Origin of the sequence: Ornithinibacillus caprae (assembly GCF_009728145.1) — a bacterium.
Lineage (GTDB): Bacteria > Bacillota > Bacilli > Bacillales > Amphibacillaceae > Ornithinibacillus > Ornithinibacillus caprae.
The window spans coordinates 290,012-306,490 of record NZ_WOCA01000001.1; the positions used below are offsets into that span (position 1 = coordinate 290,012).

Consider the following 16,479-nt stretch of genomic DNA (forward strand, 5'->3'; position numbering starts at 1 on the left):
TTAGGTGACCATTCATGAAAGGTAAATGGTATATTGTAGCACTGTGCATTTCCATTAGTTTAGTAGCGGTTCAATTCCATATGTTGTTTTTTATCGGTATTTTTATTTGGTTATTATACCTCTATTATGTTAGACGGTTAGGGAAATTACCAATCCTTATTTCCTTAACCTTCTCTCTGTTCTTCATCTTCTTTATTCCTCAAATAGATCATACCCCCCCTGAAATAATTCCAACCACGATAGAAAAAAAGGGTAAAATAAATAGTTCCGTTCTTCATTCAGATAATTATATGAGCTTTACGATCCAAGAAATCTCCACTAGAGAAACCATTCAAATAGTTTACTTTCCTAATCATGCAATTCCAACTCTTAGATTGTATGATATAAATCATGGAGCAACCTGTACGATACAAGGAACCTTGCAACTTCCTAAAAGGAATACCAATCCAGGTGAGTTTAATTATAGAAATTATTTAGCAAAGCAAGGGATAACCTATCAAATGGTTATCGAATCATTAGATGATTTAGATTGTGAAGGCTCTTCTTTCCTTGTGAGCAAGGTATTAAAGTGGAAGGAAGACCTTAAAGGTCATTTGAAACGTGTTTACAGTAGGGATACGTATGCATGGATTAGTGCGCTTGTGTTAGGGAGTGATGAGGATTTATCTGACGAAACCATACATATGTTTCAGAGGTGGAGCTTATCTCATTTACTAGCTATTTCGGGCCTACATATTGGACTCATAGTAGCATTCATCTATTTTTTCCTCATTCAATGTAATATAGTTACCAAGGAGAAAGCGCAATGGATTATGCTTTGTTTTTTACCGTTGTATGCGCTACTGGCAGGAGGTGAACCCTCTGTTTTACGGGCGAGTTCAATGGTTTTATTGGTCCTATTATTATCAAAATTTAAACTTGCCACTAACCCCACTGATATATTAAGCATGGTATTTATAATCTTGATGTTATTTGATAAATATATTGTTTATCAAATAGGATTTCAATTATCATTTATAGTTACCATTGGAATTATTTTATCCAGAAAGTGGTTATCGGAAAGTAATTCTATGTTTTTTCAAGTGCTAAGTATAAGTTTTGTATCGCAGTTGATGATTATCCCACTACAGTTTGTATATTTCTATAATGTACAGCCACTATCTGTTTTATTGAATGTGATCGTTGTTCCTTATTTTTCCTTGATTGTCATTCCGCTTATGTTTATTCTCGTATTCTTTTCCCTCCTTCCCATGATTCGTGATGTGTTTGATAATTTATTCGTCCTCATGCATGATCGTGCCTTCATCCCAATCCTTGAATGGATAGATGAGTATATGTATTTTCCATGGATAACAGGGGATTTTCCGGTGATATTAGCAGTCGTATATTATGGAATACTTATGCTTGTAATGAAATACATTCAGGAGAAAAAATTGCTTTATGCATTTCAAAGTGGAGTAGCAATTACCGTATTACTTATTTTAGTCTTATTAAAACCTTATGTTTCACCATATGGATCAATAACGATGTTGGATATAGGGCAAGGAGATGCTTTTGTTATTGAGCTTCCGTATCGAGAGGGAGTAATTTTAATTGATGCAGGAGCTAATTTTATGTTTGATGAAACAGAAGCGGGGGAAAAGATATATACGCAAATTATTAAACCCTTCCTACATTCAAAAGGGATTGTAAAGTTGGATGCTATTTTTCTTACACACGAAGATATTGATCACACCGGGAGTGTTCCGTACATTATAGATGAATTTAAAGTGAAAAATATTATTATAAGCGAATACTTTCATTTAAATTCAGAGCTTATGAATGAATGGAAAAATCATAATGTAAAAATAAGCAAAGTTCGCAGTAATGAAGAAATCGTGATAGGAGATCACTCTTTCTATATCATGAGTCCTTTAAAAAATATGAACTCAACGAATGAAAACTCACTGGTTATTCTTTCAGAATTTGGTAATTTGAATTGGCTTTTCACAGGGGATATTGGTATAGAAACGGAAAGAGAGATCATTTCATCATTTCCCGAATTAACGATTGATGTATTAAAAATTGCTCATCATGGGAGTAATACATCAACAGCTAGAGATTTTGTGGAGCATATTAATGCCTCTTTCGGATTAATTTCAGTTGGGAGAAACAATCTTTATGGCCATCCCAAACAGGAAGTTATTCAAACCTTAGAAGAGGCAGGTGTGACCATTTTACGTACGGATCAAGATGGAGCAGTATTTTTTCATTTTAACCATGTTCGTGGAACATTTTATAAATACGTACCATATGATACAAGTAGATAAGGAAATATCGGAGAGTCTGTAGAAGAACTACAGGTAGGCCTTTTGCTTGCACATATAAAAAAGAGACTGTTATAAAATCAGTCTCTTTATTATCGTCTATACTTTTGTATTCCTATGTAAATTATGACCCAATTACGCTAATTACTACACCGATTGTAAAAATAAGAACAAAGAAAATAAATGAGAATGCAAAACCTTTAATGGAATCCACTACATCATTGTTTTTTGATTGTACGTTTTTTTCGAATTCGTTCATTTCTACCCCTCCTATATCAACTATAGTATAAATCAATTGCCTAAAAAAATCCACAGAGATCTTAAAAAGACACAGAAATTTAAAAGTCACCATAATTAGAAAGAGTTACTAACTATACTTTTACTTATATCGGAAAGGCTATAAATACAGAAAAACATCGTTTAAAAGTCAGTTCCTAGGGCTGGGTTTTAAACGTTCACATAGATTAGAGAGGGAAATTCCACCACAGTTTCCCTCTCAAGATATTTCTTGCTATTCCTAAGGGATCGGATTACCATTATATATATACAGTAATGGAGTGAATAGCATGAGTTATCTAGAAGCAATGGGGCTACTTAAAAAGAAGCCTTTACCTAATATTTTATTATTATACGGAACAGAAGTATATTTTATCCAAAAAATAAAAGATATGGTGTTAAAAAACTTTGATGAAGATAATATATCTACATATGATCTAAGTGAAATTCCTATTCAAGAGGTAGTAGGGGATGCGGAAACATACCCTTTTTTTGGAGAAAAGAAGATTATTATTGCGAACAATCCTGTTTTTTTAAAGGCTAAGCCAGATAAATTAACCTTTGAACATGATATAGATGTATTACAGCAATATTTGGAAACACCAGTCGATTATTCGGTAATTGTTTTTATAGCCCCTTATGAGAAAATCGATGAACGGAAAAAAGTCACGAAAACATTGAAAAAGAATGGATTAGTAGCGGAATGTAATCCTGTAAAGGAATTTGAGTTATCCAAATGGATTAAAAATATAGCTGATCAATATCATATTGTAATCGCTGAGGATGCATTTGAGACTATTGAGTCCGAGCTTTCAACTAATCTGAACTTATTAGAAAATGAAATAGAAAAATTGGCATTATATGTTGGGGAGCAAGGAACAGTAACGAAAGAAATTGCCGAGGAAATGATTTCACACACCGTCACTAGTTCTTCATTAAGGTTAGTGGATACAGTTATTGAGGGTAATTTACAAAAAGCGATATCTATTTATAAAGATTTAGAGAAGATGAAGGAAGAACCGATTGCGATGATTGGTTTATTAGCATTTCAGTTTCGTACCATTTTTCGGGTCAAATTATTAAAACAAAAGGGATATACTCAATTCCAAATGCAGAAGCAAATTGGAGCACATCCCTATGTAATTAAAGTCGCACTGAGTAGAGAAGCGAAATTTACAACGGAAAAACTACAATTTATCATTGATCGATTAGCAACTGCAGATGCGGTCATGAAACAGGGGAAAATGGAAAAAGAACTTGCATTTGAGTTGTTGTTATATGATTTAATTCAGGCAGCTTAATCATAAAAATGAGCATAAAAAAACGATCCATATGTAATAGGGATCGTTTTTTGTGTATCTTTCCTTATAGAGAAGATACATCGTGTGATTTACGCGCCTAATCCGTTAACCTTCTTTGTTAGACGAGCTTTTTGACGATTACCAGCGTTTTTATGGATAAGACCTTTTTGTACCGCTTTGTCAATTTTTTGTGTTGTTGCACGTAATGCAGATTTTGCATTGTCAACGTCTTTTGCTTCAACAAATTTTTCTACTTGCTTTATTTGTGAACGCATATCAGATTTAGTTGCTTGGTTTTGTGCGCGTTTTTTATTATTCACATCTACACGTTTAATTGCTGATTTAATGTTAGCCATAGTTTGTTTCACCTCCTAAAAGGGTTCTTTCTCCCTTATATGGACAAGAGTCATTTTATCAGAGGTTGTACATGTTTTCAATAAAAATATTAGCTACCTTCATAATTTGTATGTTTTTGGTGAAAATGTGAATCCTATTATAATAGCCAACTTATCTTATTTAGGAGGGTATTTTTTCATGGAAAATAACGAACAGACTGAACAACTATATGAAGTTCGCACGGATCTGGCAGTCGAAGCCAAGGACATGTACGTAGAGAAAGAGGAGCAAAAGGAAGAACAGATACAAGGTGTTAATGTAAAAGAACAACATGAAAATGATATTAAAATAAACTATGTAGATATTGATGCGCAAGGAGCAGAATTATTAGGGAAAAAACCAGGCTCGTATGTAACTATTTATGCGGATGGAGTAAAGCGTCAGGATACTACACGACAAGAAAATGCTGCAAAAATATTGGCACGTGAGTTGGAGCAATTATTAAAGAAAAACAAAATTCCAGATAATGGGACTGGATTAATTGTAGGGCTAGGAAACTGGAATGTTACGCCAGATGCATTAGGGCCAATGACTGCTGAAAAAGTATTAGTTACCAGTCATTTGTTCCAATTAGAACATGAATCTGTATCAGAAGGATACCGTCCAGTTGCTTCGGTGACGCCAGGAGTGATGGGGGTTACAGGTATTGAAACAAGTAACATCATTTTTGGTATTGTAGAAAAATTCCAACCGGACTTTATTATTGCAATTGATGCATTAGCATCCCGGTCTATTGAACGAGTAAATGAAACGATCCAATTATCAGATTCCGGTATTCACCCTGGTTCAGGAGTTGGAAACAAGCGAAAGGAATTAAGTCAGGAAACGCTCGGAGTTCCAGTCATCGCAATTGGTGTACCTACCGTGGTAGATGCAGTTACTATTACTAGTGATACGATTGATTTTCTATTAAAGCATTTCGGAAGAGAGTTTAAAGAAAAGGACCGCCCTTCTAAATCATTGGCTCCAGCTGGGATGACTTTTGGTGGTAAGGAGTTAACCGAAGAGGACTTACCGGATGAAGAAAAACGTAAAACATTTCTCGGAATTGTAGGTGGATTATCGGAGGAGGAAAAGCGATCCTTGATTAAGGAAGTTCTAACCCCTATCGGTCATAATTTAATGGTAACCCCAAAAGAAGTTGATGGATTTATGGTCGATATGTCACATGTTATTGCAAATGGAATTAATGCTGCTTTACATGGTGCGGTTAATGTAGATAATTTCGCATCTTATACTAGGTCATCATAATAGAGGAATATTTTTTCCTCTATTATTTTTTTGAAATTAAAAGATTATGTTCTACCTTACTATGTTCTGTCATAGAGTTTAATATAAACAGGACTTCAGAGAGGGTGGAATAATGTTTTCAGGAAATAATGGTTACACTAAAAATAGATTTCATCCAATGTTAAAAAAAAGTGGGATGTACCTATTAAGTATCGTTATATTATTTGTCTCTATCGGGATATTAACAACGTTATCACCAGCGTATCGTTTTTCTTCAGATACGTTGGCTAGATGGACAAGTGAGATAGATAGTTCTACCTTTTTATATTTACTAGGTATGGAAAATAGAGCTTTTACGGAAAGTTACCCGGATGATTATAGTATGCCAAATATTTCTTCCACTTTATTGCAGGTAGCTACCAGTATAAAGCCTCAGGATCCAAGAAGTTTATTAGGGAATGAATTACCGGGGTTTTCGATTTTCGATACAAAAATATTGATAGCTGGAGAAGGATCAGATTATACCAATATGCCTGTTGAATCTTCCCCACCACTGGAGGATGTATTAGAGGACCGACATGCAATAATAGATGAAGAGGATGAGGATGACAAACCAGAAGGAGAAGAGCCTTCTCAAGTGACGGAGGAAGATGTTGTTTTTCTTTATAATACACATAACTACGAATCATTTTTGCCACATTTACCTGATGTAACAGATCCAGATTCTGCCCATCATAACGAGGTAAATATCACGAAAGTAAGTGATCGGTTGGCACAATCATTACAGAGCTATGGTATAGGAACCTATGTAGATAAAACAGATAATATGAAATTGCTTGATAAAAAGGGCTGGGAATATTGGCAATCCTATCAGTCATCAAGAGATATAGTTCAAGAAGCATTTGCTGCTAATAAGGGAATACAATATGTTTTTGATATCCATCGTGATGCGCTCGATAGAAGTATAACCACAAAAGAAATTAACGGAGAACCTTATGCTCGAATCTATTTTTTAGTTGGCACAAATTATGAATCTAATGAGAAGAATCTTACACTTGCTAATCAACTTCATAACTTAATGGAGGAAAAATATCCAGGCTTAAGTAGAGGTGTAAAGCCACAAGGTGGAGCAGGTAATAATGGGGTATATAACCAAGATTTACATGAAAATGCAATCTTATTAGAAATAGGTGGGGTTCATAATAATCTCGATGAATTATATCGTTCAGCAGATGCATTAGCCGAAGTGTTTAGTGAATTCTACTGGGAGCAAGCAGAGCCAGTGAATGCGGAATAGGAGGGTGTGAAAATGAGAAGTATTGTAGTTCTGTTGTTATTAGTCGTTTTCTTTTTAGCTGGCACGTTGTTCGGAATCAATCGTGGAGATTTGGCTCTAATTGGAAGTGATAAGGATGAACAGGTTCAATCTATTGAGGTAGAAGTAGGGGATGAACCAGAGGAACAGAAGCCTGAAGAATTAGTTGAAAATGTTGTTGAAGAGGTGGATACAACATATGTAATGAATATGGAAGAACCAGTTAATTTCACCCAAAAAACAGCATCTTTTTTGGAAGCCGGTGTAAAAGTATTTTATGATGCGGTTGTACACATTTTATATCAAATCTCACAACTTTTTTATTAAATAATTATACAATCCCTTGGCTGATTGAGCTAAGGGATTTTTCATTTAATTCTCTAGTTAAATGATGCTTCTTGAAAGTATTGCTTTCTATTGCTATAATCATCCTAGTTATCGACCTAAAAAGTAACATATATAAAGAGAAAATTTATCCTTTTATCATCGTACGGTAAAAGACGTGTAGGAGTTGGCATTACGTATGACTAGAAGACAAGAAAATGTACGTAACTTTTCAATTATTGCTCATATTGATCATGGTAAATCAACATTAGCTGATCGAATATTAGAGCAAACAAAGGCATTAACACAACGAGAAATGAAAGAGCAATTTTTGGATGCGATGGATTTAGAACGAGAACGTGGGATCACCATCAAATTAAATGCTGTTCAGTTACAATATACAAGTAATAGTGGTGAAGATTATACATTCCATTTAATAGATACACCAGGACATGTTGATTTTACATATGAAGTATCGAGAAGTCTCGCTGCTTGTGAAGGGGCAATTCTTGTTGTAGATGCAGCTCAAGGGATTGAAGCACAAACACTTGCTAATGTTTATTTAGCTTTGGATAATGATTTAGAAATCATTCCAGTAATTAATAAAATTGATTTACCTAGTGCGGATCCAGATAGAGTAAAAAAAGAATTAGAAGAAGTTATTGGAATAGATCCAGATGATGTTATCTTGGCATCTGCTAAAGCGAATATCGGAATTGAAGAAATTTTAGAACGAATTACTGAAGCAATTCCTGCACCAGTTGGAGATCCAGAAGAACCATTAAAAGCACTTATATTTGATTCCTTATATGATCCATACCGTGGGGTTATCGCTTATGTTTGTATAAAAGAAGGATCTGTTAAGGTTGGCGACAAAATAAAAATGATGGCAACGGGTAAAGAATTTGAAGTAAATGAAGTTGGTGTGTTTAATCCGAAACCTGTAAGTAAGAATGAGCTTACTGTTGGGGATGTTGGTTATTTAACAGCATCAATTAAAAATGTAGGTGATACCCGTGTAGGGGATACGATTACCCTAGCAAATAATCAAGCAGAATCTGCATTACCTGGTTATAAACGACTTAATCCAATGGTATTCTGTGGACTTTATCCAGTAGATGCAAACAAATATAATGATTTACGCGAAGCGTTAGAGAGATTAGAATTGAATGATTCCTCGTTGCAATATGAAGCAGAGACATCACAAGCATTAGGTTTTGGATTCCGTTGCGGATTTTTAGGATTGCTCCATATGGAAATTATCCAAGAACGAATCGAACGTGAATTTAATATTGACCTTATTACAACTGCTCCAAGTGTAATTTATGAGGTGGAACAGACGGATGGGGAAGTTATTAATATTGATAATCCATCCTTTATGCCAGATCCACAGCAAATTCAGGAAATTCGTGAACCATTTGTTAAAGCGACAATTATGGTACCTAATGACTATGTTGGAGCGGTAATGGAAATTGCTCAGAAAAAACGTGGTCAATTTATAGATATGGAGTATTTGGATGATATTCGAGTAAATGTCATCTATCATATTCCATTATCTGAAATAGTTTATGACTTTTTCGATCAATTAAAATCACAAACAAAAGGGTATGCTTCCTTTGATTATGATTTAATTGGTTATCGAGAATCCAAGCTTACGAAAATGGATATTTTACTCAATGGAGAGACAATTGATGCACTGTCATTTATTGTGCATCGCGATTTTGCGTATGAACGTGGAAAACAAATTGTTGATAAGCTAAAAGAATTGATTCCTAGACAACAATTCGAGGTTCCTGTGCAGGCTGCAATTGGAAATAAAATTGTGGCACGTTCAACGATTAAAGCAATGCGTAAAAATGTCTTGGCAAAATGTTATGGAGGAGACATATCCCGTAAACGAAAACTTCTAGAAAAACAAAAAGAAGGTAAAAAACGAATGAAGATGGTTGGTTCGGTTGAAGTACCACAAGAAGCATTCATGGCTGTACTACAAATGAATGACGATTAATTCATGAGAATGGGAGAACTTTGGGTTCAAAGTTTTTCCTTTTCTTTTTACTTGGCACACAGTTACTCAAAAAGCTTTTACTTAAGTAGGGAGGAAATAAAATGATTCAATCTGTATACATCCATATACCGTTTTGTCAGCAAATATGCCATTACTGTGACTTTACGAAGTTTTTCTATAATGAACAATTAGCTAATGAGTACATGGAAGGTTTAAAGAATGAAATAAATACAAATGTAAGTGGCAAACATAATAAAGTACGTACCATCTTTATTGGAGGAGGTACACCTACAGCATTAAATATGCAACAGTTACGCACGCTGCTTGAAACGGTTCAAGAAAAGTTTGATGTTGCTAATTGTGAAGAATATACCATTGAAGCAAATCCGGGAGACTTTGATGAAGACAAGATCAAGCTATTGAAGAGTTATGGGGTAAATCGTGTTTCTTTAGGTGTCCAGGTATTTGATGATCATATGTTAGAAGAGTTAGGAAGATTACACAAAGTAAAAGATGTTTATCAAACAATAGACTTATTAAAACAGCATGGGTTTGAAAATATTAGTATTGATTTAATATATTCCCTCCCTAATCAAACAGTAGAACATTTTCAGAAAACCGTTGATGAAGCGTTAACCTTTCAATTACCTCATTATTCATCGTATTCATTACAAATTGAGAAGAAGACCATTTTTTACAATCGATTTAAAAAGGGAAAACTTCACCGACCTGCTCAAGAAGAGGAGGTACAAATGTATGAGGTTTTAAAGAATTCGATGAAAAAGAGTGGCTTAAATCAATACGAAATTAGTAACTTTGCTCAGAAAGGTTATGAAAGTAAGCATAATTTAACCTATTGGAATAACGACTATTATTATGGTTTTGGTGCTGGAGCAAGTGGTTATTTACCTGGTCAACGTACGATTAATATCCGACCACTTCCTGCCTATGTGAAAGAAGCGCTGACTACTGGTAAGCCAGTACTGCATGTAGATGACATATCCTTAAAAGAACAGGTGGAAGAGGAACTGTTTTTAGGATTACGTAAATTAGAAGGTGTAAGTAGATCAAAGTTTAAACAGAAATATGGTTTTTCATATGACAAGCTTTATCGACAACAAATCGACCTTTTATGTCATAAGGGATGGATACAAGAAGAAGGAGATTACCTAAGGCTTACCGATGAAGGTGTATTATTAGGAAATAATGTTTTTGAATATTTTCTTTTAGAAGATGGCGAATTAGAACATGTTCGTTGACAAAAAAAATAGGATTTGATAATTTATTAATAGTATTAGCACTCAAGTATCAAGAGTGCTAACAGAGGTGATCATCATGTTATCAAATAGGCAATTGTTAGTATTACAAGTCATTATTGATGATTTCATCGAATCTGCTCATCCAGTTGGTTCACGTGCTATATCCAAAAGGGAAGATATTTCCTATAGTGCTGCAACCATACGGAATGTCATGGCAGATTTAGAAGATATGGGATACTTAGAAAAAACACATTCTTCTTCTGGAAGAGTACCTTCTGAAAAAGGTTATCGTTATTATGTCGATCATGTAATTGGCCCGACTATAAAAAACGGCAAAATAAATATAATGAAACATCTTATACAGGATGAGTTTATGGAGTTAGAAAAGCTTGTTCAAAAGTCTGCTGAAGTGCTATCAGACTTAACAAGTTACACCTCCATTATTCTGGGTCCTGAGATATATGATACGAAGCTTAAGCAATTACAAATCGTACCATTATCCCAACATACTGCTGTAGCGATATTAATTACTGATACAGGTCATGTTGAACATCGATCATTTTCTATTCCAGCTGAATTACATGCATCAGATTTGGAAAAGATGGTGAACATTTTAAATGAAAGATTACAAGGTGTTTCGTTGGTACGATTGCCAGAAGTGTTAAATTCAGAAGTGCTTTCATTAATGAAGATTTATGTGAACGACTTCGAAAAAGCATATGATTACTTAAAATCTGCATTCTTTAATGAACAGCCAAGTAAATTATATATTGGTGGCAAAACAAATATTTTAATGCAACCAGAATTTAAAGATGTAGATAAAATTCGTTCTTTCTACTCCATGATGGAAAACGAAAATGAAGTCGTAAATCTATTAAGAAATCCTCAAAATGGTATACAAGTGACGATTGGTCATGAAAATAAATTAGAAGCAATTAAAGATTTTAGTTTAATTACTGCTTCTTACCATTTAGGTGATGACCAAATGGGGACAATCGCTTTACTAGGACCAACTAGGATGGAATACCGGAAAGTAATTACATTGCTCAACGCTTTATCAAATGAAATGACAGAAGCTTTGTATTTATGGTATAAAAACAACGGGTAATAAATGTTGGTACGATGATTTAATTGGAGGTTGCAGTTATGGAAGAAAACAAAGAAACAGTCCCAGAGGAAGAATTAAACACTGAAACTGAACAAAATTCTTCTGAAGAAGAAGAAGCGGTAGAAACAACGGAAACCGATGCATCTACCGAAGAGGTAGAAGATCTTAAAAAAGAACTTGACCGTTTGCAAAAAGAGAAAGATGAAATTTATAATCGCATGCTTCGAAATCAGGCTGAATTCGATAATTTTAAGAAACGGACCCAGAAAGAAAAAGAAGCTGACCGTAAATACAAATCTCAGGATTTAGTCAATGAATTACTGCCTGCATTGGATAATTTTGAAAGAGCATTGCAAATTGAAACGACAGAGGAAAACAAAGGATTTGTTGAAGGAATTACTATGGTTTATAAACAGTTAATCGATGCTTTAACCTCTCAGGGGGTAGAAGTAATTGAAACGGTTGGAAAAGAGTTTGATCCAACCTATCATCATGCAGTTATGCAGGTGGAAGATGAGAACCATGAACCAAATACAGTGGTAGAAGAATTACAAAAAGGATACGTCCTTAAAGACCGTGTTATTCGACCAGCAATGGTTAAAGTAAATAAATAAATGGAATTTGTAGTAGGAGGAAATAGATTATGAGTAAAATAATTGGAATTGACTTAGGTACAACTAACTCATGTGTATCAGTTATGGAAGGTGGCGAAGCGGTTGTTATTCCTAATCCAGAAGGAAACCGTACAACACCATCTGTTGTAGCGTTTAAAAATGGAGAAAGACAGGTTGGAGAAGTTGCAAAACGTCAGGCTATCACAAACCCAAACACAATCCAATCTATTAAACGTCATATGGGTACAGATTATAAAGTGAAAATTGAAGATAAAGAATATACTCCACAAGAGGTTTCAGCGATTATTTTACAATACATCAAATCATATGCTGAAGACTATATTGGTGAAAAAGTAGAAAAAGCAGTAATTACTGTTCCGGCTTATTTCAATGATGCAGAGCGTCAAGCTACTAAAGATGCTGGTAAAATCGCTGGCTTAGAAGTAGAACGTATTATCAACGAACCTACAGCTGCAGCATTAGCTTATGGAATTGATAAAGATGACCAAGATCAAACAATTTTAGTATATGACCTAGGTGGAGGTACGTTTGATGTATCTATCTTAGATATTGGTGATGGTACGTTTGAAGTTGTTTCTACTGCTGGTGATAACCGTCTTGGTGGAGATGACTTTGACCAAGTGATAATTGACCACATGGTTGCTGAATTTAAAAAAGAAAATGGTATTGATTTATCAAAAGATAAAATGGCAATGCAACGCCTTAAAGATGCTGCAGAAAAAGCTAAAAAAGATCTATCAGGTGTTACTCAAACACAAATCTCTCTACCATTTATTACAGCAGGTGAAGCTGGACCATTACACTTAGAAATGAACTTAACTCGCGCTAAATTTGATGAACTATCATCAGATCTTGTAGAACGTACAATGGTTCCAACTCGTAAGGCATTATCTGATGCTGGTTTAAGTGCAAATGATATTCATAAAGTTATTCTAGTTGGTGGTTCAACTCGTATTCCAGCAGTACAAGAAGCAATTAAGCGTGAAACTGGAAAAGACCCTTCTAAAGGTGTAAACCCTGATGAAGTAGTTGCTCTAGGTGCTGCAATTCAAGGTGGAGTTTTACAAGGGGATGTAAAAGATGTATTACTACTAGATGTTACACCTCTTTCATTAGGTATTGAAACAATGGGTGGCGTATTTACTAAATTAATCGAACGTAATACTACGATTCCAACTAGTCATTCTCAGGTATTCTCTACTGCCGCTGATAACCAAACTGCTGTAGATATTCATGTTCTACAAGGTGAAAGAGAAATGGCTCAAGACAACAAAACACTTGGCCGTTTCCAATTGACTGATATTCCACCAGCACCAAGAGGTGTTCCACAAATTGAAGTATCATTTGATATTGATGCAAATGGTATCGTAAATGTGCGTGCGAAAGATATGGGTACAAATAAAGAGCAATCTATCACGATTAAATCTTCTTCAGGCCTTTCAGATGAAGAAGTAGAAAAAATGGTTCAAGAAGCTGAGGAAAATGCTGAAGCTGATAAGAAGCGTCGTGAAGAAGTAGACCTTCGTAATGAAGCGGATCAATTAGTCTTTACAACCGATAAAACTATCAAAGACTTAGGTGACAAAGTTTCTGATGATGAAAAACAAAAAGCAGAAGCAGCAAAAGAAGAATTGAAAAAAGCGCTTGAGTCTAACGATCTAGAAGAAATCAAAGCTAAAAAAGAAGCGTTGGAAGAACAAGTACAACAATTATCTGTTAAGCTTTACGAACAAATGGCTGCAGAGCAACAAGCTGCACAAGGTCAAGAGGGGCAAAAACAAGATGATGATGTTGTAGATGCTGATTACCAAGAAGTTGATGACGAAGAGAATAAAAAATAATAGTAAGATTATATAAAAAAGTCAAAGTCAGGACCTTCTTGGCTTTGACTTTTTTCTTGGTAGCATTCGTAAAAAGGCTTGATGTATGCCGGTTTCTAAATAGAATTGTCGTTTATTTGCCAGTAGTAGAGGAAAGATGGTAAGATAAAACTTATGCAATAGTGTAGCGGGAGAGTGATTTACAAGTGAGTAAGCGTGACTATTATGAAGTACTTGGCGTTGAAAAAGGTGCTTCTAAAGATGAGCTAAAAAAAGCTTATAGAAAATTAGCGAGAAAATATCATCCAGATGTAAATAAAGAAGCAGATGCTGCGGATAAATTTAAAGAAGTAAAAGAAGCATATGAAACTCTAAGCGACGATCAAAAACGTGCACAATATGATCAGTTTGGTCATGCTGGCATGGATGGTCAAGGTTTTGGTGGCTTCGGAGGTGGAGCACAAGACTTTGGTGGTTTTGGCGATATCTTTGATATGTTCTTTGGCGGTGGTGGCCGAAGACAAGATCCAAATGCTCCAAGACAAGGTGCAGATCTTCAATATACGATGGTATTGGATTTTGAAGAAGCGATCTTCGGAAAAGAAGCCGACATTTCTATTCCCAAGGAAGAAAATTGTGATACATGCCATGGTTCTGGAGCTAAACCAGGTACAAAAACAAATACATGTTCCCGTTGTAATGGCTCTGGACAATTGAATACGGAGCAAAATACTCCATTTGGTAGGGTAGTAAATAGAAGAGTTTGTCATCATTGTAACGGTTCAGGAAAAATAATTCCTGAAAAATGTAACACTTGTGGTGGATCTGGGAAAGTGAAAAAGAACAAGAAAATTCATATCTCTATTCCAGCGGGTATTGATGAGGGGCAACAAATTCGAGTATCTGGTAAAGGTGAGCCAGGGGTAAATGGTGGACCTGCAGGGGACCTATATGTCGTAATCCAAATCCGGGAACATGACTTCTTCGAGCGTGAAGGAGATCATATCTACTGTGAACTACCTTTAACATTTGTTCAAGCTGCCTTAGGAGATGAAGTAGAAGTTCCAACTGTCCATGGGAAGGTGAAACTCAAAATTCCAGCAGGAACACAGAATGGAAAAACGTTCCGATTAAAAGGGAAAGGCGTTCCAAATGTTCGCGGGTATGGCTATGGAGACCAGCATATTAAGGTTCGTGTGATGACCCCTACTAAGTTAACTGACCGTCAAAAAGAACTATTACGAGAATTTAATGAAATTAGTGGCAATGGAGCAACTGATGAACAAGAAAATTCTATTTTTCAACGATTTAAAAAAGCCTTTAAGGGTGAGTAACGGTGTTTTCTCTGAAAACACCGTATACATATTTTAAGCAGAAAGGAAGTATAAACTTTCCTATCCTGCATAAGTGCAACTGGCTTTTGCTTAAAGGCTTGGCAAAATCCTTAGTTTTCTAACAGATACGAGTTAGTAAACTTCTTATTAATACAAATGTGACAAGGGCAGTCTCCTAGGGCTTAGTGACTGCTAAGTTTCTAAATTCAATGAAATGAGTGGATTAATTTGAAATGGACGGAAATCTGTATTCATACGACAAATGAAGCAGTTGAGCCAATCTCTAATATCCTCCATGAAACCGGAGCTAGTGGTGTTGTAATTGAGGACCCTTTAGATTTAATTGTAGATCGAGATGATAGCTTCGGCGAAGTGTTTGAGCTTAGTTCTGAGGATTATCCTGACGAAGGTGTATTTATTAAAGCTTATATGCCAGTAACTAGTTTTCTTGCAGAAACGGTCGAAGAAATTAAGCAAGCAATTAATCATCTAATCACATTTGATATTGATCTAGGTCATAATCAAATAACATTAAGTGAGGTACATGAGGAAGACTGGGCTACAGCTTGGAAAAAGTATTATAAGCCTGTTAAAATATCTGATCGGATTACGATAACTCCTACATGGGAAGACTATTCTCCAAAGAGTGAAGATGAATTAGTAATAGAACTTGACCCAGGAATGGCCTTTGGAACTGGAACACATCCAACAACCATATTAAGTATCCAAGCATTAGAGACCTATACTAATGAAAAAGATACCGTGATCGATGTAGGGTGTGGCTCAGGTGTCTTAAGTATTGCTTCTGTATTATTAGGTGCAGATAAAGTATATGCTTATGATCTTGATGAGGTTGCTGTAAAAAGTACTAAAATAAATGCAAAAGTTAATAAAGTCGACGACAAAATAGAAATTAAACAAAACAATCTATTAAACCATGTTAATATAGAAGCCGATATTATCGTTTCAAATATTTTAGCTGAGATTATTGTACGGTTTATTGAAGATGCTTGGAATAACTTAAAACAAGATGGTCTCTTTATTACCTCAGGTATTATACAGACAAAAAAACAAATGGTAATGGAAGCTATAGAGAAACAAGGTTTTGAAATTGTGCAAATCAATGAACAAGAGGATTGGGTATCTATTATTGCTAAGAAAAAGTAG

General features: G+C 35.1%; 14 protein-coding genes. 12 read left to right on the forward strand and 2 right to left on the reverse strand.

What is annotated here, in order from left to right; all coding sequences use genetic code 11:
* Positions 1-14: 14 nt before the first annotated feature.
* Positions 15-2,309, forward strand: coding sequence for a DNA internalization-related competence protein ComEC/Rec2 (locus GMD78_RS01465; RefSeq protein ID WP_155666426.1), 2,295 nt, complete (start codon positions 15-17; stop codon positions 2,307-2,309).
* 121 nt (positions 2,310-2,430) lie between these two features.
* Here the strand turns inward: GMD78_RS01465 and GMD78_RS01470 are convergent, their stop codons facing one another.
* Entirely contained in the window at positions 2,431-2,565 is a 135-nt protein-coding gene (locus tag GMD78_RS01470) for a YqzM family protein (protein WP_155666428.1), read from the reverse strand.
* 307 nt (positions 2,566-2,872) lie between these two features.
* On the opposite strand from GMD78_RS01470, the gene holA reads away from it, so the two are divergent.
* Positions 2,873-3,883, forward strand: coding sequence for a DNA polymerase III subunit delta (gene holA / locus GMD78_RS01475; RefSeq protein ID WP_155666430.1), 1,011 nt, complete (start codon positions 2,873-2,875; stop codon positions 3,881-3,883).
* Between the two features lie 89 nt (positions 3,884-3,972).
* On the opposite strand, the gene rpsT is transcribed toward holA, so the two are convergent.
* Positions 3,973-4,239, reverse strand: a complete 267-nt coding sequence (gene rpsT / locus GMD78_RS01480) for a 30S ribosomal protein S20 (RefSeq protein WP_155666432.1) — start codon at positions 4,237-4,239, stop codon at positions 3,973-3,975.
* A 178-nt stretch (positions 4,240-4,417) separates the two neighbouring features.
* On the opposite strand from rpsT, the gene gpr reads away from it, so the two are divergent.
* The 10 genes from gpr (at position 4,418) to prmA (ending at position 16,479) form a co-directional block, all read left to right on the forward strand.
* Positions 4,418-5,530, forward strand: a complete 1,113-nt coding sequence (gene gpr, locus GMD78_RS01485; RefSeq protein ID WP_155666433.1) for a GPR endopeptidase — start codon at positions 4,418-4,420, stop codon at positions 5,528-5,530.
* 112 nt (positions 5,531-5,642) lie between these two features.
* The gene (spoIIP, locus tag GMD78_RS01490; protein WP_155666435.1) at positions 5,643-6,806 is read left to right on the forward strand and encodes a stage II sporulation protein P; all 1,164 of its coding nucleotides are present in this window, start codon (positions 5,643-5,645) and stop codon (positions 6,804-6,806) included.
* A 12-nt stretch (positions 6,807-6,818) separates the two neighbouring features.
* On the forward strand, positions 6,819-7,151 hold the full coding sequence (locus GMD78_RS01495; protein ID WP_155666437.1) for a hypothetical protein: 333 nt from the start codon (positions 6,819-6,821) through the stop codon (positions 7,149-7,151).
* Between the two features lie 196 nt (positions 7,152-7,347).
* Entirely contained in the window at positions 7,348-9,156 is a 1,809-nt protein-coding gene (gene lepA / locus GMD78_RS01500; protein ID WP_155666439.1) for a translation elongation factor 4, read from the forward strand.
* Between the two features lie 101 nt (positions 9,157-9,257).
* The gene (hemW, locus tag GMD78_RS01505) at positions 9,258-10,415 is read left to right on the forward strand and encodes a radical SAM family heme chaperone HemW (protein WP_155666441.1); all 1,158 of its coding nucleotides are present in this window, start codon (positions 9,258-9,260) and stop codon (positions 10,413-10,415) included.
* 76 nt (positions 10,416-10,491) lie between these two features.
* Positions 10,492-11,523, forward strand: a complete 1,032-nt coding sequence (hrcA, locus tag GMD78_RS01510) for a heat-inducible transcriptional repressor HrcA (protein ID WP_155666443.1) — start codon at positions 10,492-10,494, stop codon at positions 11,521-11,523.
* Between the two features lie 38 nt (positions 11,524-11,561).
* Positions 11,562-12,137 carry a nucleotide exchange factor GrpE gene (grpE, locus tag GMD78_RS01515; RefSeq protein ID WP_155666445.1) on the forward strand — a complete coding sequence of 192 codons (576 nt, stop codon included), beginning with the start codon at positions 11,562-11,564 and terminating at the stop codon, positions 12,135-12,137.
* Positions 12,138-12,166: 29 nt separating this feature from the next.
* Positions 12,167-13,999 (forward strand): molecular chaperone DnaK, encoded by a 1,833-nt coding sequence (gene dnaK, locus GMD78_RS01520; protein WP_155666447.1) that lies wholly within the window; start codon positions 12,167-12,169, stop codon positions 13,997-13,999.
* A gap of 185 nt (positions 14,000-14,184) precedes the next feature.
* Positions 14,185-15,312, forward strand: coding sequence for a molecular chaperone DnaJ (dnaJ, locus tag GMD78_RS01525; protein ID WP_343042053.1), 1,128 nt, complete (start codon positions 14,185-14,187; stop codon positions 15,310-15,312).
* 228 nt (positions 15,313-15,540) lie between these two features.
* Positions 15,541-16,479: a 50S ribosomal protein L11 methyltransferase gene (prmA, locus tag GMD78_RS01530; protein WP_155666449.1), complete on the forward strand. Its 939-nt coding sequence runs from the start codon at positions 15,541-15,543 to the stop codon at positions 16,477-16,479.